Origin of the sequence: Thermoanaerobacterium sp. CMT5567-10 (assembly GCF_030534315.2) — a bacterium.
In the GTDB taxonomy this organism is placed as follows: Bacteria; Bacillota; Thermoanaerobacteria; order Thermoanaerobacterales; family Thermoanaerobacteraceae; genus Thermoanaerobacterium.
This window is the reverse complement of sequence record NZ_CP130558.2, coordinates 49135-75001: the sequence shown is the minus strand read 5'-3', so window position 1 is coordinate 75001 and position 25867 is coordinate 49135. Positions and strand designations below refer to the sequence as shown.

Genomic DNA, 25867 nt, shown 5'->3' with positions numbered 1-25867 from the left:
TCACCTGTTTAAAATATTTTTCAGCATATTAAGTTCATCTTCAAAATTATAATTTTCATCTGTATTCTGTTTTATATAATTTATCATATCGTCGTGTAATGAAATCGCTTCATCTATTTTAGGATTACTTCCCCTTGCATAAGCACCTATATTAATTAAATCTTCTGATTCCTCATAAACTGATAATATACTTTTAAATTTCGAAGACAAATTTTTGTGTTCGTCTGATACAATATCATTCATGACTCTGCTAATACTTGCTAAAATATCAATTGCAGGATATTGCCCTTTATTTGCAAGTTTTCTTGACAAAACTACATGTCCATCTAATATGCCTCTGACAGCATCTGTTATCGGTTCATTTAAATCATCACCGTCTACCAAAACTGTATAGAGAGCTGTTATAGAGCCATTTTTTGCAGAGCCCGCTCTTTCTAATAACTTAGGAAGAACCGAAAAAACTGAAGGTGTATAACCTCTTGAAACAGGAGCTTCACCAATAGACAACCCTATTTCTCTTTGTGCCATAGCAAATCTTGTAACAGAATCCATCATAAATAAAACATCAAGCCCTTGGTCTCTGAAATATTCTGCAATAGATGTAGCAGTCATTGCACCTTTAACTCTCATCAATGCTGGTGTATCAGATGTTGATACTACTAAAATCGATCTTTTTAAACCATCCTTACCTAAGTCTTTCTCAATAAACTCATTTACTTCTCTTCCTCTTTCGCCAATTAAAGCAATTACATTAATATCAGATTTGGCATTCCTGGCTATCATTCCAAGTAGAGTACTTTTTCCTACGCCACTACCAGCAAAAATACCTATTCTCTGTCCTTTACCACATGTAAGCAAACCATCTATTGCTTTTATGCCAAGAGGCATCACTTCCCTTATTCTCTTTCTCTCAATGGGATTCGGTGGAACATTATTAGTGCTTACAAGTTTCTTAAATTTTATAGGCCCTTTCCCATCAATTGGATTGCCTAATGCATCTATAACTCTTCCCAATAACTCTTCTCCAACACCTATTTTTAATTTTTGTCCTGTAGATATAACGCTATTTCCAGGCCCTATGCCATCCATATCTCCTAAAGGCATCAAATAAACTTTATCATCTTTAAATCCCATCACTTCAGCATAAATTGTATTTCCGTTTATAGACTTTATTTCACAAACATCTCCAACATTAGATATTGGGCCAATGCTTTCTATCGTCAAACCAACAACTTGGCTTACTTTTCCATAATACTTTATAAAACTTTTGTCACGTAAAACCGTCTTATATCTTTCAAAAAAATTATTACTGATCATTTAGAACACCTTTTAGCGCATCTTTTAGACTTTCTAATTGTGTTTTTAAACCTGAGTCAATCATTCCTGACGGAGTCTGAACAATACAATCGTACTTATCTAATGATATATCTCTTACTATATTAATGTCATCAATGAATTTTAAATTTTTTAATACTTTGTCTTTATTTTTAACCAAGAATTCGTAATCTTCCTCACTTACTCTGACTGTCACTGTATTTGAAGCTTCGTAATTTTCCAATCCCTTTTTCACAAGATTAATGACTAAATCTCTGTTTTCTTCCATATTTATATCAATTATCTTTTTCACACAATAAATTACAGTTGAAACAATATCACTCTCGACTTCTTTTTGTAAATTTTTTTTCTCATCTAATATCATTTTTTTTATCTCTCGTGCTTCCTTAAGTATAGAAGAAGTTCTATCTTTGCCTTCATCTATTCCCTTATTTAGGCCTTCTTTATAGCCCCTATCAAACCCTTCTTTATAACCAACTTGCTTTGCATTTTCCTTTATTTCTTCTGCTATCTTTTTTGCATTATTTATAAGCTTTTCTGCCTCATCCTTAGCGGATTTAACAATGTCATCCTGAATAATGCTTATTTTCTCCAGTTTCTTCTTAAATTCTATATATTGTATAGAGTCATTATTATTATTAATCTTATCATTTGATAAATTATTCAACTTTTTAATATGAGGTTTTTCAATAACAACAGGTGATGAATTTATACAATCTTTATTTTTTAATATCCTATACAATTATTTCATCACCTCCACCCCTTGATATAACTATTTCTCCAGCATCTTCTAAACGCCTTATAATATTTACTATCTTTTGCTGTGCCTCTTCCACATCTTTTAATCTGACTGGACCCATGTATTGAATGTCTTCTTTAATCATGTCTGCCAATCTCTTTGACATATTGCTATAAATAACCCTTTGAACTTCTTCGTTAGATCCTTTAAGTGCCAGTGCAATATCGTGATTGTCCACTTCTCTCAAGACTCTCTGTATTGAACGATTATCTAACATTATAATATCTTCAAATACAAACATGCGCCTTTTAATTTCTTCTACAAGCTCAATGTCTTTAGTTTCAAGTGTATCAATAATATTTTTCTCTGTAGAGCGATCAACCGCATTTAAAATATCCACAATCGTCTGTATGCCACCTGTTGATGTGTAATCTTGTGTGACTAAAGATGACAATTTCTTTTCTAAAATTCGTTCAACTTCCTTTACAATTTCAGGCGATGTAGCTTCCATTTTTGCAATTCTCATAGCCACATCAGACTGAATACTTTCAGGAAGCGATGATAATATAACACCAGCCTGTTGAGGTTTTAGATATGATAGTATCATCGCTATTGTCTGCGGATGTTCGTTTTGTATAAAACTTAATATTTGAGATGGATCTGCACGTCTCACAAAATCAAAAGGTCTAACCTTCAATGTCGAAGTAAGCTTATTAATAATTTCTAAAGCCTGTTGAGATCCCAATGCTTTTTCTAAAATTTCTTTAGCATAGTCTATGCCACCTTCTATAATATACTCCTGTGCTATACACATATTATAAAAGTCATCCAAAATCTTATCTTTTTCTTCAGGAGATATGTTTCTGATATTAGCAATCTCCAAGGTTAGCTGCTCTATTTCCTCTTCTTTTAGATGTTTGTATATTTGTGCTGCTGTAGCTGGTCCTAAAGCAATTAAAAGCATAGCACATTTTTGTTTACCTGTAATAGAACTTCTTGCCAAAGTAGACACCACCATCCTATTCTTCGTTGAGCCAAGTTCTGATTAATTGTGCAACTATGTCTGGCTTTTGCTTTATAAATTTTTCTATCTGTTTCATCTTTTCATCTTTTTCACTAGTTACATCTAATTCTTCTATTTCTTTTCCAGGCTCCTCAGTCGACATAGCTTCTTCTAAATTAGTAGCAGGAATTAACTCTTTGTTTTTCTTTTTCATAGCATAGAAGGCACCTCCCGCTAAAAGCAACGCACCTAATATTATTAACCATACGTATGGGAATGATTGCTTTTGAGTATTTTTCATCTGATTCAATAAATCGTTATTAAATTTTATCCCCATGACGGAAACAGATACGTTCTTGCCTCCAGCAGCATTTGATACAAGATCTGTAAGCTGCTGTTTCATTGTCGGGCTTAAATTATTGTTGTTTACTACCACACTCAATGATATATTCTGTATTTTCCCTTGAGCTGACGTAAGAGTAGTTTTTATTTGATTAATCTCGTAATTTATTGTTGTATCTGTTTTGCTATAATTTGAATTACCATTGTTTTGAGTTGTGTATGTTGTACTACCAGGAGGATTATTAGTTGCCGTGCCAGCCGGTGCACCATTGCTGGAACCATTAGCTATCTCTTTTATAGTCTGTGTGCTTCTTATGATTCCATTGTTATCAATCACTGGCTGCCATTCTACTTTGTCTTGCACTTGTTTATCAAAATTCAAATTAACACTGGCTCTTACGATTACATTTCCAGGTCCAAAAACTTGTTCCAAAAGCGATTGAATATTATTCTGCAGATCATTTTGAACCTTTATCTGAAGAGCGTATTGAGAACTTGCACCATCAAGCGTATTATCATTTTGAGCCACCAAAACTTTTCCGTTCCCATCAATAATAGTTACTTTGTCTGGATTTAGTCCTTCAACGCTTTTTGATACAAAGTTCGTTATTCCAGTGATTTGCTGATTTGTTAATGTAACACCCGGTTTTAACTGTAACATTACAGCCGCTGTTGATGAATTGTCATTATTCGACAATACAAAATTGTTTTCATCTGGAACTACTATATTTACTTTCGCATCTTGGACACCATCAATTGTCTTTAATGTATTCTGTATTTCATTTTGTACAAAATAAATGTATTTTTCTTTTCTCTCCTGATCTGTCGTAGCCAACGAATTATTCATTGCATCGCTAAAACTAAAGCCATCTTGTGGAATTCCTTCTGTTGCAAGCTGCATTCGTGCTTCGTCTTTATATTGAGCAGGAACTAATATTGTACTTCCGTTTCCTTCGATTTTGTATGGGATTTTTAATTCATTTTTTAACTTATCAACTACTGCGCCGGCATCTTTAACACTTAAATCAGAGTATAAAACTTCATAGTTAGGTCTATTAATAATGTATACTAATAATGCTATACTACTAATTAATAATAATGATATTATTCCAATCTGTATTTTTTGTTTTTTATCAAATTTATTCCAAAAATTATTGATTTGGCTTCTTATATTGTTTATAAAAGCAGGCATCAATTCACCTCATCTCAAAAGGTATTAAACCGGCATCCTCATTATCTCCTGATATGCATCAAGTACTTTATTTTTTATTTGAATTGTAAGCTCCAACGCAATGTCTGCTTTTGTCGCATCAATCATTACATTATGTATATCGTTGATATCGCCAGTAACTAACATCTGATCATCTTGCTGTGATTTGAGTTGTAAATTATTTACATCAGTAATTGCAGTTTTAAGAATATCTCCAAAAGAAGTAGAATTGTTTGTTGTGCTAGAAGCGCTAACGCCTCCTACTGAGTTTATTTGTGAAATAGGATTTATCATTGTTTCTCACCTATGCCTTTCCAATTTCTAATGCTTTTTCTATCATTGACTTTGCAGAATTAACGGCTGTAACATTGGCCTCATATGCTCTTGTTGCTGATATCATATCAACCATTTCAGAAACAATATTGACATTAGGGTAATTTACATAACCAGTACTATCTGCATCAGGATTTCCAGGATCATACACACGATTTAGTGGAGTATTATTGTCATCCACAATAGATACAACTTCAACACCATTTCCAGTTGCTTGTATTCCCTTTGCTTTATTAAGCATATCGCTAAATCTGTTTTGATTATTAATCTCTTTCAATACAACAAGTTTTCTCCTGTACGGTCCACCACTAGATGTCCTTGTTGTATCAACATTTGCAATATTTTGAGAAATGACATCCATCCTCAATCTTTCGGCTGTAAGACCTGTAGCACTTATATCAATAGAATTTAGAAAGCCCATTATTAATTACCTCCATCTTTTATTGCTGTAAGTATAGAATTTAATTCACCACTAACTCTTTGCGCTAATGCGCTATAATAAAGCTGATTTTTTGCCAAATTTGACATTTCTACATCAATATCAACATTATTACCATCTAATCTCATAGAAGTACTATTATCCTGCACAATCTGTGGCTCAATATTATCAATTGACGTTGAGTTAATAGGTATATGATTTTTATCTGTTACAAAACCTGTTAATTTATTGGAATTTACTGTATCGTTTAAAATACTTTCAAAATTGATGTCTGATCTTTTGAAACCTGGTGAATCGACATTTGCTATATTATTAGAAATGACTTCATTTCTCAATTCTGATGCATCTAATGCTTTACTCATAAGATCTACTGTATTAAAATTTATCCCTAGCATTTACACTCCTCCAATCAATAATACTAATATTCGACACAAAATTACATTTTCCTTCAAAAATTATTCATATATGTAGAATATTTTAGTATTAATGACGTATTACATATATGTAAAGAAATATATGTCAGTATTTATCAAATTTTGTCAAAATATATTATATCACTCAACAAATCTAAAGACCATAAGAAAAAAGTCCTAAATTTCTTTAGGACTTTTTAATCTTACCGTTTTAATTTTTTAAGCTCTTCAATTAATTTATCATTTAGAATCTTAATATGTGTCCCCTTCATTCCAAGAGACCTTGATTCTATAACACCCGCGCTTTCAAATTTTCTTAAAGCATTTACTATAACTGATCTTGTTATTCCAACTTTATCAGCTATCTTGCTGGCTACAAGAAGCCCTTCATTTCCTCCTAATTCTTCAAAAATATGCATAACAGTCTCTAACTCTGAATAAGAAAGAGTTGCTAAAGCCATCTGCACAACTGTACGTTTTCTTTCATCTTCTTCTATTTCATCATTTTTAGATCTAAGTATTTCTAAACCTATAACTGTTGCACCGTATTCAGCCAATATAATATCATCATCAGTAAACTTATCTCCATATCTTAAAAGCATTAATGTTCCAAGCCTATTTCCCCCTCCAAATACGGGAACAATTGTCTCAAATAAATTATCATTTTTTATAAGCATCGCTTTACTTTCTTTAGTAAGATTTACAGATGTCTCTGATACTTTTAAAAGCTCATCATTGTAATCTTCAGGAAGTTGCATACTTTTTATAATTGACTCATCTAACTCTCCACTATATTTATCTAAGTTGCGCCCCAAAAGCTTCCCTCTTCTGCTTACAATAAAAACATCGCAATTTATAACATCTTTTAGTATCTCAGACAATTCATTAAAATCAACTGGTTGAACACCGGTTTTCTGAAGTACCTTATTTACCTTCCTGATCTTTTCCAGAAGTAATCCCATTATTATCCTCCTCATTAAAGTATATACTTATTAACATCAAATTTACTTAAATTATCTTTTAATTGCTCATCTATATAGCTTCTGTCAATGATTACTTTTTTACCCGTTATCTCAGGAGCTTCAAATGATAACTTTTCAAACAATTTTTCCATCACTGTATGTAGCCGTCTTGCCCCTATATCTTCTGATTGTTGATTAATAAGATAAGCAATTTCTGCTATTCTATCTATAGCATCATCAGAATATTCTACATCTACACCTTCAGTTTTTAAAAGCGCTGCATATTGTTTTGTCAATGCATTTTTGGGTTCTTTTAAAATTCTTATAAAATCTTCTTTTGTCAATGGCTTAAGCTCGACTCTAACTGGAAATCTTCCTTGCAGTTCGGGTATTAAATCACTTACTTTTGCAATATTAAAAGCACCAGCTGCTATAAAAAGTATATAATCAGTTTTTACAGGGCCATACTTTGTCATAACAGTACTGCCTTCTACTATTGGCAATATGTCTCTTTGAACTCCTTCTCTTGATACATCAGGTCCATTAGTATATCCACTTCCCGCAATCTTATCAATTTCATCAATGAAAATTATACCATCTTGTTCTGTCCTTTTTATAGCTTCGTCGATCACTTCATCCATATCGATTAAATTTTGTGCTTCTTCAGACTCTAATATCTTTTTAGCCTCCCCTATTGAAACTTTTTTATACTTTTTCTTTTTGGGTAAAATATCAGAAAACATATCTTGCAAATTGATATTCATTTCTTCAGAGCCTATGTTTGAATACATTTCAAGTATTGGTGCAGCAGAATCTGTTATCTCAATTTCGATGATTGTATCATTTAATTCTCCACTTCTTATCTTTTCTTTTAATTGCTCTCTTTTTAGCTTGACTTCTTGTTGCTCATAATCATGAACTTCATTATTATCATTTGGATTATTAAACAAAATTTCAAAAGGATTTTTTTGGCGTCTGCTCTTTCTACCATTTAGCAAATAATCTACTATCCTTTCTTCTGCCAATTCTTTTGCCCGCATCATAACATTCTGCATTTTTTCTTGTTTAACCATGCGAATAGCTGATTCAAGCAAATCTCTAATCATTGACTCAACATCTCGCCCTACGTATCCCACTTCAGTAAATTTAGTAGCCTCTACTTTTACAAACGGCGCTTCAACAAGTTTTGCTATCCTTCTCGCAATTTCTGTTTTACCCACACCTGTAGGACCTATCATCAAAATGTTTTTTGGAGTAACTTCGTCTTTAATTTCATCTGACAACAAATTTCTGCGAAATCTATTTCTAAGTGCAACAGCTACAGAACGTTTAGCTAAATCTTGACCTACTATATATTTATCAAGCGCATCTACAATTTCTTTTGGAGTATAATTCTTCACACCAAGTCCCTCCTTATAAACTTTCTACTGTTATATGATCGTTTGTATACACACAGATTTGCGATGCTATCTCAAGGGACTTTCTAGCAATCTCTTCCACGGATAAATCAGTATTATACCTTAAAGCGAGTGCTGCAGACATTGCGAAATTGCCACCTGAACCTATTGCTATCACATCGTTATCTGGCTCAATCACTTCTCCATTGCCTGATATAACTAATGTTACATTTTTATCCGCAGCAATTAAAAGTGCTTCTAGTTTTTTTAAAACCTTATCTTTTCTCCATTCCTGTGCAAGTTCCACAGCAGCTCTTTTTAAATTACCACCATACTGCTCCAATTTTTCTTCAAACATTTCAGACAACGTAAATGCATCAGCAACAGAACCTGCAAAACCTATTAAAACTTCATCATTGTACAATCTTCTTATCTTTTTTGCTCCATGTTTTAAAATTGTATTCTCACCAAATGTAACCTGTCCATCACCAGCTATAGAAACTTTATTATCTCTTCTAACAGCTACAATTGTAGTACCTTTAAACAAATTTTCACCCCCCAAAAACAATATAATATTAACACAAAATTTATAATGTTTCAATAATATTTCAAAATTTTTTATATATTTAAATTACTTCACGTAATCGCAATTGCTGCATTTAATTGTCTTGATTCCTTTTATATATTTCTCTACAAGCAAGCTTCCACACTTAGGGCATATTTCATTTATTGGCTTATCCCAAAACATAGTACCGCACTGAGACGAATTTTCACAAGCATAGTATGTCTTTCCTCTTTTACTTTTCTTAACAACTATTTTCCCTCCGCATTTGGGACATATTATTCCTGTTTCTTCATATAGTGGCTTAGTGTTTTTGCATTCAGGAAATCCTGGGCAAGCCAAAAATTTACCATATCGCCCATATTTTATAACCATATTTCTACCACAAAATTCACATTTTATATCTGTAACTTCATCTTTTATTTCAATATCTTTCATCTGTTCTTCTGCAACCTTTAAGGAATCATTAAAATTATTATAAAATCCATCAATTACATCACACCATTTTTCTATGCCTTCTTCTATCTTATCAAGTTGTTCTTCCATTTCAGCAGTAAATTTCACATCCACAACATCTGGAAAAAATTCTTTCATCACATCTGTTACGATAAAACCCAATTCAGTTGGCTTTAAATTTTTCTTTTCTTTTATTACATATCCTCTTTCAAGCAGTGTAGATATTATAGGAGCATACGTGCTGGGCCTTCCTATTCCTTTCTCTTCTAGTTCTTTTATCAAAGTAGCTTCAGTATATCTAGCAGGAGGTTGTGTAAAATGCTGTTCAGGCTTTAACTCCTTTAATTTTAAATGATCTCCTTTTTCAAGTAATGGCAATGTCTTTTCTTCAACATTTTCAGTATCCACTTCCTCCGTATATACCGTCATAAATCCCGAAAATTTAAGTTTAGAGCCGCTTGCTTTAAAGATATAATTTTTATTAATAATATCCATAGCTATCGTATCATATAGAGCTTGTGACATCTGGCTTGCTAAAAACCGGCTCCATATTAATTTGTAGAGCTTATACTGATCTGGTTTTAATGAATCCTTAATCTGTTCCGGATCTAAGTTTATGTATGTAGGCCGTATAGCTTCATGTGCATCCTGAATATTTCCTCCTTTCTTTGTATATGTTGCATTAGGATTTGCATATTCTTTCCCATATTTTTGCAGTATATATTCATATGCAGCTTTTTTAGCCTCTTCAGATATTCTTGTAGAATCTGTTCTCATATAAGTTATTAAGCCTAGACTTCCTTCCCCTTTTATTTCCACTCCTTCATATAATTGTTGCGCAATCATCATTGTCTTTTTTGCAGTAAATCCAAGCTTTTTAGAAGCTTCTTGTTGCATCGTACTTGTTATAAATGGAGGAGAAGGATTTCTCTTTTTAGTGCCTGTTTTGACATTATCTACGATGTAATCATCTGCCAAATCTTTTATAATGTTGTTTACATCATTTTCATTTTTTAAATCTATTTTTCCATCTTTTGTTCCATAAAACTTTGCTTCAAAATACTGCGTTTTCTTTTCCTTATACAAAAAAGCAGATAAGCTCCAATACTCTTCAGGCTTAAATTCTTCTATTTCTTTTTCCCTATCACAAATTAATCTTGTGGCAACTGATTGAACTCTTCCAGCGCTTAGACCTCTTTTTATTTTTTTCCACAGCAATGGGCTAATATTGTAGCCTACAAGCCTGTCAAGTATTCTTCTGGCTTGCTGTGCATCAACTAAATTCATGTTTATCTTTCGAGGATTTTTAATAGCATTTTGTATCGCATTTTTTGTTATTTCATGAAACTCTATTCTGCATTTATCATTGACATCTATATTTAAAAGATTAGCAAGATGCCATGATATAGCTTCTCCTTCCCTATCAGGGTCTGTAGCAAGATAAACTTTTGAAACATTTTTTGCTTCTTTCTTCAATTTTTCTATTATTGGCCCTTTTCCGCGAATTGTTATATATTTTGGCTCGAAATTTTTCTCAATATCTATGCCAAGCTGACTTTTCGGCAAGTCCCTTATATGTCCCATAGAGGCTTCAACTTTATAATTTTTCCCTAAATATTTATGTATTGTTTTAGCTTTTGAGGGTGATTCAACTATTACTAATGATTTTTCCATTTCGATACCTCCAAAACATTAATTTATTATATCAAACTTGAAAGATTAATCAAAACTTTTTTCATATTTGTTGCCAGGTAATCTAACTATAAGCCCTTTAAACAGCAATGATGATAAAAGATAATTTACTTTAGATACAGGAAATTTCATTATTTCAACTAATTCTTCTATATCCCTTGGGCAATCTACTATCGCCATGTATAATTTTTTCTCTTCACTGCTTAGTGTATTAATCAATTGATCATTTATTCTCACTTTTATATCTTCTCTAAAATTATATTCCTCAAGTATGTCACTGCTACTCGTCACCAATTTTGCACCCTGTTTGATTAATTCATTTGTTCCTTTGCTATAAGCACTGGTAATAAAACCGGGTACCGCAAATACGTCTCTTCCTTGTTCTAAAGCAAACTTTGCAGTAATCAGCGATCCGCTTTTGACCCCTGCTTCAACTACTACAACTCCTAAAGACAATCCGCTTATTATCCTGTTTCTCGCAGGAAAATTCCCGGCAATAGGAAGATAATCGAGTGGATATTCCGACACAACTGCTCCATTTGAAATTATATATTCCATCAATCTCTTATTTTCTTCTGGATATACTATATTTACTCCACATCCTAGTACAGCTATAGTTCTACCACCTGCTTTGATTGCTCCTTTATGCGCTAGACTGTCAATTCCTCTAGCCATTCCACTTACTATTGTAAATCCATGTTTCGATAATTCATAAGAAAGTTTTTCTGATACTGATCTTCCATATGATGTGGCATTTCTAGAGCCAACTATTGCCATTGATATATCATCAGATTCTCTAATATCACCTTTTACATATAAAACTTGCGGAGCATCATATATCTCTCTTAATAATTTAGGATATTCATTGTCATCTATCAATAAAGCTTTTACTTTTTCTTTATTTAATCTTTCAGCGTATGCATAAGGGTTTATTTTCTTTGCATCTAATATGTTTTTATACACCCTGATATTATTAACGACATTTTTCAGCTCTTCATTATCAGATTTATAGACATTTTCTGCGCTTTCAAAGTAATCTATCAGCTTCTTATAAGTCTTTGTACCTACACTGTTGACTGAACTAAGCCATATAGAGTAGATTTTGTTTTTATCCATTATTACACCCCAAATTAAATATTTAAACATTATCATTATAATAATAAAAAGCAAAAAATAAAAGAAGGTATTTTATATATTTTTGTCGAATAAGAATAAGTTGGGTGATAAAATGTCTCAACAGTCATTAAACATAAAAGATTTAAAAGAACATATATACAATCACGGTTTGAACATTGATGGTTTAAAATTAAATGATAATGCTTTAAAATGGTTTAATAAAGAAATGTTAAGAATAGAGAATTTGACACAATATGAAAGAGAACTTTACAAATCAAGTTATAAAGTAATAGGTGGTGTAGACGAGGTCGGCAGAGGACCATTAGCTGGACCTGTCGTTGCTGGATGTGTTGTACTTCCTAAAGACGTATTTATACCGGATATTAATGATTCAAAAAAATTGAGAGAAGAAAAAAGAGAATTATTGTCAGAAGTTATTAAAAGAAATGCCATCGCTTATGGAATAGGAATAATCAATAATGAATACATAGACAGCGTCAATATATTGAATTCGACTTATGAAGCCATGAGAATCGCTATCTCAAAAATTGATGTAGAAATTGACTGTTTATTAATTGATGCTGTAAAAATACCAAATATAGAAATAATGCAAAAGCCTATTATAAAAGGTGATATGAAAAGTATTTCTATCGCTGCAGCTTCTATTATAGCAAAAGTAGAAAGAGACAACTTGATGAAAAAATATGATGAATTATATCCACAATATGGTTTTGGAAAAAATAAAGGATATGGAACAAAGGAACATATTGAAGCGATAAAAAAATACGGCCCGTGCCCAATACATAGAAAAACATTTTTAAAAAAGATAATAGGAGAATCGAATATATGAATAACAAAATATTAGGTAATCTAGGAGAGAGCATTGCAGAAAAATATCTGTTGAAATCTGGATATGCCGTTGTTAGTAAAAATTTTAGATGTCCTATTGGAGAGATTGATATAATAGCTCTTAATAAAAATAGCCTAATCTTTGTAGAAGTTAAGACTAGAACTTCTACAAAATTTGGCTATCCGAAAGAAGCAGTAAATTACTACAAAAAAAATAAAATAATAAAAGTAGCAGAAACTTTTTTATCGTATAATAAAAAATACTCAAATTATTTATCTAGATTTGATGTCATTGAAATATTAATCGATCCAAAAACATTCAAACTAAATAATTTAAATCATATCAAGAATGCTTTTACTTTATAGGCAATAGTCCCATTTTATCCTTGACTTTTTCTATAGTAACCTTTGCTATACCGCTGGCCTTTTCAGCTCCTTCTTTTAAAACTTCGTTAATATAATTTAAATCTAAATTCTTGTAATTATTCTGAATTTTAGAAAGCCTCTCTACTATTACGTCTGCCAGTTCTTTTTTTAATGTGCCGTATCCTTGTCCTTTAAATCTCGCTTCCGCATCTTCAACGCTTATATCTGTAAATGAGCTGTACAACGTTAATAAGTTGCTTAAGCCAGGCTTATTTTCCGGGTCATATCTTATTACATTTTCTGAATCAGTTACTGCCCTCATGATCTTTTTCTTGATTTGAGAAGGTTCATCTAATAGGTTTATTTTGCTGTATTGATTTTCACTGCTTTTGCTCATCTTCTTATCAGGTTCAGTCAAGCTCATTATTCTCGAACCTGTCTTCAAAATCATCGGCTCTGGCACCACAAAAGTTTCACCAAATCTGTTATTAAACCTTATAGCTATATCTCTAGTTAGCTCCAAATGCTGTTTTTGGTCATTGCCGACAGGCACAAAATTTGTATCATATAACAATATATCAGCAGCCATCAAATCTGGATATGTGAATAAGCCAACTGAGACGGCTTCTTTTCCTTTACTTTTATCTTTAAATTGCGTCATTCTGCCTAATTCGCCGAAATACGTCATGCATTGAAGCAGCCATGCAAGCTCTGGATGTTCTGGAACATGTGATTGTACAAATATGATTACTTTTTTAGGATCAAGACCTATAGCAAGATAAAGACCCGCCAATTCTATAGATTTTTTTCTTAAAGTTTCTGGATCCTGCGGAACGGTTAATGCATGTAGATCAACAATGCAAAATAAACAGCTATAATCATTTTGAAGCCTTACAAATTGCCTCATTGCACCGAGGTAATTGCCTATATGGATATCACCTGTTGGTTGTACACCTGAAAAAACTCTCTTCATATATCACACCTCTTCGTTTTAATTGCTTATATATTTATTGCTTAAATTCCTGTATTGAAATGCTTCTGCCACATGTTCATATTTAACATCAGTACTTCCATCCAGATCCGCAATTGTTCTGGCAACTTTTATTATTTTATTATATGCTCTGGCACTTAGACCGAGCTTGTCAAAGTAATCTTTAATCATTTCCGTCGTTTTTTCATCAAGTTTTATATACTTTTTTATCATATTATTCTTTAACTGAGAATTGAAAAATATACCACTTCCACGATATCTTTGCAATTGTATCTCCCTTGCTTTTTTTACTCTATCTCTTATTACTTCTGATGTTTCAATGCTTTTATCATCTTCAAAATACTTCTGTTTGTCGACGCGGTTCACTTCCACATGCAAATCAATCCTATCAAGAAGTGGACCTGAAATCTTATTTTGATAGCGCCTTATTTCATTTGGCGTGCACCTACACTCGTGCGTTGAATCACCTAGATAGCCACAGGGACATGGATTTAATGCGATAATTAGAATTACCTTAGCAGGGTATGTAAAAGTTGCATTTACTCTTGATATTGTTACAAACTCATCTTCTAGCGGCTGTCTAAGTGCTTCTATAGCATCCCTTCTAAACTCAGGAAATTCATCAAGAAATAAAACGCCATAATGTGCCAATGAAACTTCACCAGGTTTTGGAATCCTACCACCACCAATTAACGAAACAGTTGAAATCGTATGGTGAGGTGCACGAAAAACCCTATTTGTTATTAATGATGCATTTTCAGGCAGTGTCCCTGCTATACTATGTATCTTTGTCACCTCTAAAGCCTCTTCTAAAGTCATTTCAGGTAGTATTGTTGGAAATCTTCTTGCCAGCATAGTCTTTCCTGAGCCTGGAGGTCCTACCAACATAATATTATGCCCACCAGCAGCAGCTATTTCGAAAGCTCTTTTTACATTTTCCTGCCCCTTTACGTCAGAAAAATCTATATCATACTTTTCTCTTTTAAAGTATTCTTCAACATCTATTCTAACTTGATCAATTGATTTTGTACCATTAATGTATTCAACTACATCATTTAATGATTTTACGGGTATCACCTGAATTTCTTTTGTTACAGCAGCTTCTTTTGCATTGTTACAAGGTAAGATTATCCTTTTTACTCCATATAACCTTGCATCCATTGCCATAGGTAAAGCACCTTTTATAGGTCTTAAAGAGCCATCAAGTGATAGCTCTCCCAGCAAAACCGTATCACTACCAACAGGTTTCACTTGCCCTGTACAGATAAGTATACCTATAGCAATGGGCAAATCAAATGATGTACCTTCTTTTTTTGTGTTTGCAGGCGCTAAATTAACAGTGATTTTTTCTACTGGAAATTCATAACCGCTATTTTTTATGGCAGCTCTTACCCTATCTCTTGACTCTTTTATTTCTGTATCTCCCAGTCCAACAATATCAAATGACGGAAGTCCATTGGATATATCAACTTCCACATCTACTATATATCCATCGATGCCCATGATTGCCATGCTTTTTGTTATAGATAGCATCAAAATCCCCCTAATCAGGCCTTTCCAGAGATATCTTACCAAGTTTGCCTGTGCGAAAATCTTCTACAATAATTTTTGATGTACGCTCGGTATCAATATGCCCACCAGATGACAAACAGCCTCTCATTTTGCCTATTTCTCTTAATAAGTCATACAAATCAATGTCAATATTTTGAATCTTATATCTTTGCATCAAGAGCTCTGGATACTCTTGTTTTAAAATTTTTAGTAAACTAAATGCCAATTCTTCATGGTTCAACAGTTCATCTTTAATTGCAGCTGTCAATGCCAGCATGATTCCAACATGCTCATCTTCAAATTTTGGCCACAGTATTCCAGGCGTGTCCAACAAATCAAAATAAGGAGTCCGTATCCACTGTTTTGTTTTTGTTACTCCTGGTTTATTTCCTGTCTTTGCACTTTTTGTTTTTGATAGTGAATTTATAAGTGTTGATTTGCCCACATTAGGTATACCCACTATCATTGCCCTTAATTTGGCCTTTATCCCTTTTTGTCTTTTTCTATCTATTATATTGCTACATTCTTTTAAAGTCAATTCATATATTTCTTTAATACTGCTGCTATTCAATGAATTTATATTAAGGCTTGCAATACCTAGCTTTTTAAAATATTCATTCCACATTTTATTAACAGCAGAATCAGATAAGTCGGATTTATTAAGCAGAATAATTCGTTTTTTATTTTTAACCAATTCATCTATAAGTGGGTTTCTGCTACTTTTAGGAATTCTTGCATCAACTAATTCATACACAATATCAGCAATTTTTAAATTTTCTTCAATTAAACGCTTCGTTTTTGCCATATGGCCTGGATACCATTGATACATAAGTTCCTCCATATATTGAAAAAGGGACTAATCAAGTCCCCTCTACTTTTTCTCTTTAATTTTAGCAGCCTTACCAACTCTGTCTCTTACATAATAAAGTTTAGCTCTTCTTACTTTACCTTTTCTTACTACTTCTATCTTTTCAATTCTAGGTGAGTGAAGTGGAAATGTTCTTTCTACACCAACACCATAAGAAATACGTCTTACAGTAAAATTCTCTCTCAGTGAGCCACCGCTTCTTTTAATCACAACTCCTTCAAAGACCTGTATCCTTTCCTTGTCACCTTCAATAACTTTATAATGTACTCTTACAGTATCTCCTACATTAAACTGAGGTACTTCTCTCAATTGTTCTTTTTCAACAATATCAATCAAATTCATTTTTTCCCCTCCTTTCAAATATCTGAATACCCTATTTGCATAAGATAATCTATATCTTGTTTGGTTAAATATTTCTTATCCAAGAGATCAGGGCGTAAATTTAACGTAAGTTCTAAAGACTTCTGTCTTCTCCATTTAGCTATCTCCGCATGATTACCAGACAGTAACACTTTAGGCACTTCCATACCGTTAAAATTTTCTGGTCGCGTATATTGAGGATATTCTAGTAAACCGTTATAGAAAGACTCATCCATAAAACTTTCATCTTGTGGCAAAACACCGTGTATCAACCTTGATACAGAATCAATAACTGCCATTGCAGCTATTTCGCCACCAGTCATGATGAAATCTCCCATTGATATCTCTTCATCAATCACTGAGTACGCCCTCTCGTCAATTCCTTCGTAATGTCCACACAATAGTATTATTTCATCATATCTTGAAATTTCTACAGCTTTTTTCTGATCAAATTTTTTCCCCTTAGGTCCCATATAATAAACCGGTATATTTTTTGATGATTTGACAGCATTAATTGCATCGTATATTGGTTGAACCATCATAACCATGCCATACCCGCCACCATATGGATAATCATCCGTTTTTTTATGTCTATCTTTTGAATAGTCCCTGATATTAACCAAATTTACTTTAATCAAATCTCTTTCAATAGCCCTTTTTAAAATGCTATTCCTAAGTATTCCTTCAAACATATCAGGGAAAATCGTCAAAACATTGAATATCATTATAGTCCCTCCAAAAGGTGGACTGTCATTTTACGTTCTTTAATATCAACCTTTTTTATTACACCTTTTATGGCAGGTATCAAAATATCTCTATCATCTGTTTTCACAACATATACATCATTTGCACCGGTTTTTAATACATCCTTTAATATGCCTAGCTCTTTTTGATCGTCTGTATATACTTTCATGTTTAGCAAGTCTTTGATAAAATATTCATCATCATCCAGCTTTACAGCATTGTCTCTTGTTATCTTTATCAACTTGCCTCTTAATTTTTCTGCTTCATTTCTATCATTTATTTCTTTAAATTTCACAATCACAAGATTTTTTATAAACCTGACTGATTCGATGTTTAAAGAAGCTTTACCTGTTTCCTCAAATATATATACATAGTCCAAATCATAAAATCTATCTAAATGATCTGTAAGAGGAAAAACTTTTACTTCTCCATTTACACCGTATGCAGATGTTATCTTACCTACGGATAAATAATCATCCATGAAAATCACCTAAATTATTTCTACAACAACCCGCTTCTTTTCCTTTGTCGCAGCCGCTTTAACAACTGTTCTAATGGCTTTTGCAATTCTCCCTTGTTTTCCAATAACTTTTCCCATGTCTTCTGGTGCAACTTTTAGCTCTATGATAATCGACTGCTCTCCTTCGATTTCATTAATCTGCACTGCATCAGGATTGTCAACAAGAGATTTTGCAATGAACTTTACCAATTCGCCCATAGATTATCCCTTCCTAAACAGAGATTTTAATTATTATTGATTTTATCAAATATACCTTCTTTTTTGAATAGAGCCCTAACCGTGTCAGATGGCTGTGCTCCAACTTTTAACCATTTTATAGCTTTTTCCGAATCAATTTTTATTTCTTTTGGATTTGATACTGGATTATAATAGCCAATTTCCTCTATAAATCTACCATCACGTGGAGACCTTGAATCAGCCACAACAAACCTATAAAATGGAGATTTTTTAGCTCCCATTCTTTTTAACCTAATCCTAACTGCCACTTTATCACCTCCTTCTTATGTGAATAATATTTATCTAAAAAATGGCATTCTTCTTTTGCCAATTTTCGTGCTTTTACCTAAGTCAGTAAACTGCTTCATCATTTTTTTAGTCTGTTCAAACTGCTTTATCAGACTATTTACTTGTTGAATTGATGTGCCACTACCAGCAGCTATTCTTTTTTTTCTGCTGCCATTGATGATAGAAGGATTTTGCCTTTCTTCCTTAGTCATTGATTGAATTATTGCTTCAATTCTTTTTATATCTTTATCACTTACATTTACACCCTTTAATTTTGACATATTTACACCAGGTATCATAGAAAACAGTTGATCTATCGGGCCCATATTTTTCAGCCCTTGTAACTGCTCAAGGAAATCATCGAAAGAAAACTGCTGATCTAAAATCTTTTTTTGAAGCTCTAATGCTTTTTTTTCATCTATTTGGGACTGAGCTTTTTCAATTAAACTTAGGACATCGCCCATGCCCAAAATCCTTGATGCCATTCTGTCGGGATGAAATACTTCTATATCAGTTAACTTCTCTCCTGATGCTATAAATTTAATAGGCTTATGTGTAACAGCCTTTACTGATAATGCTGCACCACCTCTCGTATCGCCGTCCAGTTTTGTCAATATAACGCCATCTATATCAAGCTTTTCGTTGAATGACTCTGCCACATTGACGACATCTTGGCCAGTCATCGCATCCACAACCAGAAGTATCTCATTTGGATTTACAGCATCTTTTATATTTTTAAGCTCATCCATAAGCTCTTCATCGATATGAAGCCTTCCAGCCGTATCAATTATTACAACATTATAATTGTTGTTTTTAGCAAAATCAACAGCACCTTTTGCAATATCAACAGGTGTCGTTTTGTCACCCATAGAAAACACCGGTACATTGATAGATGATCCGACAACTTGAAGCTGTTTAATGGCTGCCGGTCTATATACATCACATGCAACAAGAATGGGATTTTTACCTTTCGATTTTAAATAATTAGCAAGTTTGCCACTTGTCGTCGTCTTACCGGAACCTTGCAACCCAACCATCATAATAATTGTCGGAGGCTTATCGCTGAAATTAATCTTGCTTTCTTTAGAGCCCATCAAAGCTGTCAATTCATCATTGACAATCTTTATGACATGCTGCGCAGGTGTAAGGCTTTCCATTACCTCTTGTCCTAAAGACTTTTCAGTAACAGTATTTATAAATTCTTTAACAACTTTAAAATTGACATCAGCTTCTAGAAGTGCTATTTTGACTTCTTTCATCGCTTCTTTTACATCTTTTTCACTTAACTTCCCCTTACCTCTAAGCTTTTTAAATATATCCTGAAGCTTTCCAGTAAGACTCTCAAAAGCCATTAAAAAACCTCCTAAAATATCTTATATTTATAATTCAATCTCATCAAGTTCTTTTTGTATCTCATCCAGAACCCTTAGAGCATTCTTATCAGAAATATTTATTTTTGCATCATCTATAATGCGTTTTATATTATTAATTTTCGCAATACTGGAATTATATTTCTTGACAAGACCCAGCTTTTCTTCGTAGTATTTTAATACACTTTCAGCCCTTTTGAGAGAATCGTAAACACCTTGCCTTGAAATATTAAGCTCCTGCGATATCTCCCCTAATGAATAGTCATCCATATAATACATTTTAAATATATCCATCTGTTTACCTGTAAGTAGCGAACCGTAAAAGTCAAACAAAACATTCATTTCAACAAAATCCGTATTCATAAATACCACCTGTTAAGGTACTAGCCTTTACAGATAAATTTTATACAAGAAAAATGAATTTGTCAAGTTTTTTATTCTACATTGTGGTTAACCTGATACAAAAAATAATATACTCAAAATTGGAGTATATTATTTTTGTCCTTATTAATTTCCAAATATTTTTCATAAAAAAAGATTTAAAAATATCTTTCTTGATTTTTTTAATCAGATATATAAGCCATCACTGGGCGGTGATCTGAAATATCCACTTGCAATACTTTGCTTTTTGTTGCATCAATCGAAGTTCCACAGTTAAATAAAAAATCAATCTTTGGATTATTAGAATTATTATAGCATTCCAGTGTGCATATACCTGCAGGTCCGCTATCAACCATAGAAAAAACATTATTGAGCATTATATTATAGGTATCTGAGTTTTCTCCATCGTTCAAATCACAACCAATAATCAATCTTTCATTTGAAAATCCATTATTATTTAATTCATCTTTAATCTTTTGTGCTTGAATCACTTGATCACCGTTTAAGCCTAGATGGGCAGTTCCTACATAAAAGTAAGAACTGCCAAAATCAACACGTACAAGAAGAAAGCTGCGATTTTCTGAACTATTTACCTTAGACAAGTAAACTCTTAAAGCCGTTGTCAAAGAGCAACTACTTATAATTGCATTACCATAATAACCTGGATTCATATTAATAGATGTAATATATTTATAATTCCAAGTCGTCCCAGTAATCGCGGTAAGTTTATTAGAAATATACTCTGCCTGATGAATATTTGTACCAGATCGTATAGTATATGCATCAACTTCTTGAAGACAGACAATTGAAGCTCCCGAAGTTTTAATTTCATCCGCGATTTTATCCAGATTTTCCGTTTTCGGATCTGGATAACCGCCATCCTTGTTTTGTCCAGCTTTAATATTCCACGTAAGAATATTTATTGTCATAATTATTCCCCCTATACTTTTTTAATTTTATGCAATAGAATCGATATCTGCTTCCATATTCTGCTCTTTTATAAAGCTGTAAAAATACCCTCCTTTTTCCACCAGTTCTTCGAAGTTTCCCTCTTCTACAACTTTCCCCTTATCAATTACATATATTGTGTCTGCATCTTTTATTGTCGATAACCTATGAGCTATTTTAACAACAGTTTTATCTTTCAAATATTTGTCTATATTTTCCGATATATGCTTTTGCGATAAACTATCCAAAGCAGATGTTGCTTCATCGAAAATAATGATTTTTGAATCACTTAAGATTGCTCTGGCGATGGCTATCCTTTGTTTTTGTCCGCCTGATAATTTTGGTATATGCTTCAATAATTTTATTTTCAAATTAATCGAAACTCTCTTTTTCATTTTAGAATACATATATTATAAATGTCATCATTTAGCTTAGAATCTTGCCATCTTGTATTGTTATGCATACATCTGCTGATGCTGCTATATCTTTATTATGAGTTACCATAATCAAAGTCTGTCCAAATTTTTCTACACAGAGTTTAAAGAATTTCATCACTTCCTCCGCTGTTTTACTGTCTAAATTACCTGTTGGTTCATCTGCAAATATTATATCTGGTTTGTTTGATAGTGCCCTTGCTATTGCTACTCTTTGCTGCTGTCCTCCTGAGAGTTCATTTGGAAAGCTTTTTATCTTGCTCTCTAGTCCTAAAATTTCTATTATTTCCGATATGTAGTCCTTATCTATTTTTTTATTATCTAATGATACTGGCAATGTTATATTTTCATACACGTCTATAACTGGTATAAGGTTAAAGCTTTGAAATACAAATCCGAAGTTTCGCCTTCTCAGTATCGAAAGTTTTTCTTCCGATAGATTAAATATATTCTCACCATTTAATAATACTTCACCTGATGTAGGCACATCTAGTCCTGCCATGCAGTGAAGCAACGTACTCTTACCTGAACCGCTATGGCCTACTATAGTAGTGAATTTTCCATTTTCTATAGAAACTGATACTTCCTTTAAAGCCTCTACTTTATTGTCACCTTTGCCGTATGTCTTAGTCAATTTTACTGTCTCTAATATGCTCATAATCTCCACCTCATCTTTTATTCGATTATATTTAGACCTTCTACTATATTAAGCTTTTCTACTTTCTTTGCAGATACATAAGATGACAATATGCATATAACTATAACTATAGCACTGTACAATAGTATTGGTATAACTGGAAATTTAAATTGCAGCCTTTCGCTTATGTTAAATCCAGCCTTGTACTGCCTGTTTACCAAACTGTAAAATGAATAAACGTTGTAACTGCCTATTACAGCCGCTATTATGCTGCTCAATACACCATAAATAATCGATTCTTTTATTATCATGCTTTTAAGCTGCTTGACTGTCATGCCTATTGCTCTAAGTGTGGCAAACTCATTTGTACGTATCAATAAGTTAGTTTTTAGCGTATTATATACATTCATGCCTGCTATTAGTAATATCAATGCTACGATCACCATGTCTGATTTCAATACTCCCGTAAATCCTTTTTGGCTCTTTTCTATATAACTTAGCTTGCTTTCCACATCTGTAAAAGGCTTGTCCTTTAGAATCTTGTTTATACTATCATACACATAAGTGTCCTTTCCCGCCTCAGACTGCACACTGATCTGGTCATATGTACTTTTCCCTGAAATGGTCATTAAGTACTTTTGAGGAAGGATTATCTCCATCCTGGCTCCCCGTGTACTGTCACCTTTAGCTGTCCATTCCTGCTTTAATAGTGCACCTACTCTGATATTTTCCTCTTCATATGCTATTTTGCCATTTCTGATAACAGGAATCCTTATTGTCATGGTATCACCAACTTTTAAATCTTTTCTAATTCCCTCGAGCTTATGTTTAAAAATATCATAATAGTAATTAAATACTATTGCATTTGGATATTTATCTGATGAATTATTCAGCGATGACATGTCACCTTTATCTATATACTTCTTAAATCCCTGCAACTGATCATCATCATAGCCTTTTACTTCTATCATTGTTTCCACATTTTTATTTGTATCTGAAATTCCATTGTACTTTTTAAAGTCATTTTCTAAATCATTTACATCAGATTCCAAAAAACCTTCCATAGATACTTTTGTACCTACTTTTTTCACTCCTTCTATCTGAGATATGGCTTTTACATCATCATTTGTATAACCTGTAAAATATAGATCTATATTTGGACCAAACAACAATTTAAAATCATAGTCCTGCATGTTTAAAACATACGGTGTTGTATTATACACCGCATCTCGGTTGTTAAGAAATGCAATATCATCTATAAATAAATATCCTGCCATTGCTACTGATACAACTATTATTATAGTCCTCCACTTATTTCTCCACACATTTTTATATGCCATCTCACCTGTTATCCCAGATATCTTTTTTATAAACTTATGGTATCCTCTATTTCTTTGTTTTCCACCTGATCTATCGCTCTTTCTCATAGCTTCTATTGGTGATATCATTCCTGACATCCATATGGGTATTATACTTGATAATATGACTGTTGCTGTACCGACTATTAATGCATTCCATATGTTTTTCGCACTTATGTACACTGTTGATTGTGATACATCTAAAAATGCAAAGTTAAACAACTTCATCCCAATATATGAAAATGCAATTCCCATCAATAGACCAAGAGATAATCCAATGATGAGAATAAATAAGCTTTGAAATCCTATTATCAGTCTCACTTGTTTCTTTGACGACCCTATAGCCCTCATCATGCCTATTTGCTTTATCATGTCTATTAAAGATATGTTAAACATGTTATATATAAGAAGAATCGCTGTAATTATTATCAAAATATTAAAATGACGTACAGAATCATTCGTATTTTGAGAACTGTAATCATCAAGTGCTGTTACCAGTTGTATATTTAGATCATAATCCCATCTTCCTATATTATACCTCTCTCTTATCTGATTCAACTGACCCGATAGATTAGCCTTTGATTTCAATTTGACAATTTCCTCATATGTTATAAGATTGTCAGGCAGTACATTATTTTCACCTTCTTTAAAGTATGTAAATCCTCTCAGTGAATAGTACCCCTCATAATATTGTTTGGGCTTATCTAATATCCCCACCAATGTGAACGACTTGTTTTCTATGTATATTTGGTTCAGGCCGTTTTCATCTTTATATTCCTTTTTGATTTTAAAATTTATTGTCACACCCAGCTTTTCTTTAAGTCCCATCTTTTTTAAAGCCTGTGATTCTAATACTATTTCTCCTTGCTTATTTGGCAAATGACCTTTTGTAAGAGTGTATCCATTCATTTCTATATAGTCTTTGTCTGTTGAATTTAATATCATTGAAATTCCATTATCAGTAACGAGATTTCCTAGATTAGCTGCTACTGCAGATTTACTTACGTCTTTATCATTTTTTATTTTCTCAGTCAAGTCTTTATTTAGATTAGTAAATATGCCCTGATATGTTCCATACATTTTGTAAATATTAGCAAGCTGATTTCTGCTCTGGCTTTCAAATATAACGTTAGTACCAAATACAAGCATTACTGCCAAGGCGACACCTAATACTAAAGCAATCGTCCTTCCTCTTTGTTTTTTCAGATATGCTAATGCTAAATGTATATATACATTCATTTCTATCCTCCAATTAAAATTTGAATAATATTATCTCTATTGTATTTCTCCATCAACAATAGATAATATTCTGTCTGCACTTTGTGCTATATTTTCATTATGTGTTATCAATACAAGTGTCTGATTATATTTTTTAATAGAACTTTTTATCAGGTTCATTACTTCACCTGTCGTTTTTGTGTCTAAATTCCCCGTGGGTTCATCTGCTAATATTATACTGGGCTTTGCTGCCAATGCTCTGCCTATTGCCACTCTCTGCTGCTGCCCTCCTGAAAGCTGATTTGGTAAATGTCTTTGTCTTTCTGTTAACCCTAAAAATTCTATCAAATCATCTATATATTCTTTATCTGGTATTTTTTTATCTAGTCTTACTGGCATTTCTATATTTTCTCTTACATTTAATACTGGTATCAAATTGTACTGCTGAAATACGAATCCTATATTTCTCCTCCTGTATATAGCTAATTTGTCCTCAGATAGCTTATATATATCCACACCATCTATCTCAACTGTTCCTTCTGTTGGTTTATCAAGTCCTCCTAATAAGTGGAGCAATGTTGATTTTCCACTTCCGCTTGGTCCTACGATTGCCAAAAATTCACCTTTTTCTACATTTATGTTTATATCCTTTAGTGCGTGTACTTTATTTTCACCCTTTCCGTAAACTTTGTTTAAATTTATCGTTTTTAATATAACCATATATAAAGTGCTCCTCTCCTAATTTATTATGCTGATAGATTCTACTATA

The 25867-nt window shown here is 32.7% G+C and carries 29 protein-coding genes; 2 read left to right on the top strand and 27 right to left on the bottom strand.

Annotation, left to right across the window (positions count from 1 at the left end; translation table 11 throughout):
• The 12 genes from fliI to dprA form a co-directional block, all read right to left on the bottom strand.
• A complete protein-coding gene (fliI, locus tag Q2T46_RS00400) occupies positions 1–1317 on the bottom strand; it encodes a flagellar protein export ATPase FliI (protein WP_303264739.1) in 1317 nt (438 codons plus the stop codon).
• Positions 1307–2077 (bottom strand): FliH/SctL family protein, encoded by a 771-nt coding sequence (locus tag Q2T46_RS00395; RefSeq protein WP_303264740.1) that lies wholly within the window; start codon positions 2075–2077, stop codon positions 1307–1309. The genes fliI and Q2T46_RS00395 overlap by 11 nt, the downstream gene beginning before the upstream one ends.
• A complete protein-coding gene (gene fliG / locus Q2T46_RS00390; protein WP_303264741.1) occupies positions 2070–3077 on the bottom strand; it encodes a flagellar motor switch protein FliG in 1008 nt (335 codons plus the stop codon). The genes Q2T46_RS00395 and fliG overlap by 8 nt, the downstream gene beginning before the upstream one ends.
• A 16-nt stretch (positions 3078–3093) precedes the next feature.
• Positions 3094–4611 carry a flagellar basal-body MS-ring/collar protein FliF gene (gene fliF, locus Q2T46_RS00385; protein ID WP_303264742.1) on the bottom strand — a complete coding sequence of 506 codons (1518 nt, stop codon included), beginning with the start codon at positions 4609–4611 and terminating at the stop codon, positions 3094–3096.
• 24 nt (positions 4612–4635) lie between these two features.
• A complete protein-coding gene (fliE, locus tag Q2T46_RS00380; RefSeq protein WP_192402001.1) occupies positions 4636–4923 on the bottom strand; it encodes a flagellar hook-basal body complex protein FliE in 288 nt (95 codons plus the stop codon).
• A gap of 10 nt (positions 4924–4933) precedes the next feature.
• Positions 4934–5383: a flagellar basal body rod protein FlgC gene (gene flgC, locus Q2T46_RS00375; RefSeq protein ID WP_303264743.1), complete on the bottom strand. Its 450-nt coding sequence runs from the start codon at positions 5381–5383 to the stop codon at positions 4934–4936.
• Between the two features lie 2 nt (positions 5384–5385).
• A complete protein-coding gene (flgB, locus tag Q2T46_RS00370; protein ID WP_303264744.1) occupies positions 5386–5796 on the bottom strand; it encodes a flagellar basal body rod protein FlgB in 411 nt (136 codons plus the stop codon).
• A gap of 221 nt (positions 5797–6017) precedes the next feature.
• The gene (codY, locus tag Q2T46_RS00365; RefSeq protein ID WP_303264745.1) at positions 6018–6776 is read right to left on the bottom strand and encodes a GTP-sensing pleiotropic transcriptional regulator CodY; all 759 of its coding nucleotides are present in this window, start codon (positions 6774–6776) and stop codon (positions 6018–6020) included.
• 14 nt (positions 6777–6790) lie between these two features.
• A complete protein-coding gene (hslU, locus tag Q2T46_RS00360) occupies positions 6791–8176 on the bottom strand; it encodes an ATP-dependent protease ATPase subunit HslU (RefSeq protein ID WP_303264746.1) in 1386 nt (461 codons plus the stop codon).
• Positions 8177–8189: 13 nt separating this feature from the next.
• Positions 8190–8720 (bottom strand): ATP-dependent protease subunit HslV, encoded by a 531-nt coding sequence (hslV, locus tag Q2T46_RS00355; RefSeq protein WP_015311653.1) that lies wholly within the window; start codon positions 8718–8720, stop codon positions 8190–8192.
• A gap of 84 nt (positions 8721–8804) precedes the next feature.
• Positions 8805–10865, bottom strand: a complete 2061-nt coding sequence (gene topA, locus Q2T46_RS00350; protein WP_303264747.1) for a type I DNA topoisomerase — start codon at positions 10863–10865, stop codon at positions 8805–8807.
• Positions 10866–10910: 45 nt separating this feature from the next.
• Positions 10911–11999 carry a DNA-processing protein DprA gene (dprA, locus tag Q2T46_RS00345; protein ID WP_303264748.1) on the bottom strand — a complete coding sequence of 363 codons (1089 nt, stop codon included), beginning with the start codon at positions 11997–11999 and terminating at the stop codon, positions 10911–10913.
• A 112-nt stretch (positions 12000–12111) separates the two neighbouring features.
• On the opposite strand from dprA, the gene Q2T46_RS00340 reads away from it, so the two are divergent.
• Together Q2T46_RS00340 and Q2T46_RS00335 are read left to right on the top strand one after the other, a co-directional pair.
• Positions 12112–12849 carry a ribonuclease HII gene (locus Q2T46_RS00340; protein ID WP_303265732.1) on the top strand — a complete coding sequence of 246 codons (738 nt, stop codon included), beginning with the start codon at positions 12112–12114 and terminating at the stop codon, positions 12847–12849.
• Positions 12846–13214 (top strand): YraN family protein, encoded by a 369-nt coding sequence (locus Q2T46_RS00335; RefSeq protein WP_303264749.1) that lies wholly within the window; start codon positions 12846–12848, stop codon positions 13212–13214. Before Q2T46_RS00340 ends, Q2T46_RS00335 begins: the two co-directional genes overlap by 4 nt.
• On the opposite strand, the gene trpS is transcribed toward Q2T46_RS00335, so the two are convergent.
• From trpS to Q2T46_RS00260, 15 genes are all read right to left on the bottom strand, one after another.
• Positions 13204–14187, bottom strand: a complete 984-nt coding sequence (gene trpS, locus Q2T46_RS00330) for a tryptophan--tRNA ligase (protein ID WP_303264750.1) — start codon at positions 14185–14187, stop codon at positions 13204–13206. The genes Q2T46_RS00335 and trpS overlap by 11 nt on opposite strands.
• Positions 14188–14205: 18 nt before the next feature.
• Positions 14206–15738: a YifB family Mg chelatase-like AAA ATPase gene (locus Q2T46_RS00325; protein ID WP_303264751.1), complete on the bottom strand. Its 1533-nt coding sequence runs from the start codon at positions 15736–15738 to the stop codon at positions 14206–14208.
• 10 nt (positions 15739–15748) lie between these two features.
• Positions 15749–16585 (bottom strand): ribosome biogenesis GTPase YlqF, encoded by an 837-nt coding sequence (gene ylqF / locus Q2T46_RS00320; RefSeq protein ID WP_303264752.1) that lies wholly within the window; start codon positions 16583–16585, stop codon positions 15749–15751.
• 42 nt (positions 16586–16627) lie between these two features.
• Positions 16628–16966, bottom strand: a complete 339-nt coding sequence (gene rplS, locus Q2T46_RS00315) for a 50S ribosomal protein L19 (RefSeq protein ID WP_209454613.1) — start codon at positions 16964–16966, stop codon at positions 16628–16630.
• A gap of 14 nt (positions 16967–16980) precedes the next feature.
• A complete protein-coding gene (gene trmD, locus Q2T46_RS00310) occupies positions 16981–17709 on the bottom strand; it encodes a tRNA (guanosine(37)-N1)-methyltransferase TrmD (protein WP_303264753.1) in 729 nt (242 codons plus the stop codon).
• The gene (gene rimM, locus Q2T46_RS00305) at positions 17709–18209 is read right to left on the bottom strand and encodes a ribosome maturation factor RimM (RefSeq protein WP_303264754.1); all 501 of its coding nucleotides are present in this window, start codon (positions 18207–18209) and stop codon (positions 17709–17711) included. The genes trmD and rimM overlap by 1 nt, the downstream gene beginning before the upstream one ends.
• A 9-nt stretch (positions 18210–18218) precedes the next feature.
• Positions 18219–18446, bottom strand: a complete 228-nt coding sequence (locus tag Q2T46_RS00300) for a KH domain-containing protein (protein ID WP_013297952.1) — start codon at positions 18444–18446, stop codon at positions 18219–18221.
• 26 nt (positions 18447–18472) lie between these two features.
• Complete coding sequence (gene rpsP / locus Q2T46_RS00295) at positions 18473–18733, bottom strand: 30S ribosomal protein S16 (protein WP_303264755.1); 261 nt, start codon at positions 18731–18733, stop codon at positions 18473–18475.
• A gap of 30 nt (positions 18734–18763) precedes the next feature.
• Positions 18764–20104 (bottom strand): signal recognition particle protein, encoded by a 1341-nt coding sequence (gene ffh, locus Q2T46_RS00290; RefSeq protein ID WP_209454617.1) that lies wholly within the window; start codon positions 20102–20104, stop codon positions 18764–18766.
• Positions 20105–20131: 27 nt separating this feature from the next.
• Positions 20132–20485, bottom strand: a complete 354-nt coding sequence (gene ylxM / locus Q2T46_RS00285; protein WP_303264756.1) for a YlxM family DNA-binding protein — start codon at positions 20483–20485, stop codon at positions 20132–20134.
• Positions 20486–20685: 200 nt separating this feature from the next.
• Entirely contained in the window at positions 20686–21432 is a 747-nt protein-coding gene (locus Q2T46_RS00280) for an endonuclease/exonuclease/phosphatase family protein (RefSeq protein ID WP_303264757.1), read from the bottom strand.
• A 27-nt stretch (positions 21433–21459) separates the two neighbouring features.
• Positions 21460–21846 carry an ATP-binding cassette domain-containing protein gene (locus Q2T46_RS00275; protein WP_311062285.1) on the bottom strand — a complete coding sequence of 129 codons (387 nt, stop codon included), beginning with the start codon at positions 21844–21846 and terminating at the stop codon, positions 21460–21462.
• Between the two features lie 31 nt (positions 21847–21877).
• A complete protein-coding gene (locus Q2T46_RS00270) occupies positions 21878–22543 on the bottom strand; it encodes an ABC transporter ATP-binding protein (protein WP_303264759.1) in 666 nt (221 codons plus the stop codon).
• Between the two features lie 17 nt (positions 22544–22560).
• Positions 22561–25119: an ABC transporter permease gene (locus Q2T46_RS00265; RefSeq protein ID WP_303264760.1), complete on the bottom strand. Its 2559-nt coding sequence runs from the start codon at positions 25117–25119 to the stop codon at positions 22561–22563.
• A gap of 36 nt (positions 25120–25155) precedes the next feature.
• Entirely contained in the window at positions 25156–25818 is a 663-nt protein-coding gene (locus Q2T46_RS00260; RefSeq protein ID WP_303264761.1) for an ABC transporter ATP-binding protein, read from the bottom strand.
• Between the last annotated feature and the right edge of the window lie 49 nt (positions 25819–25867).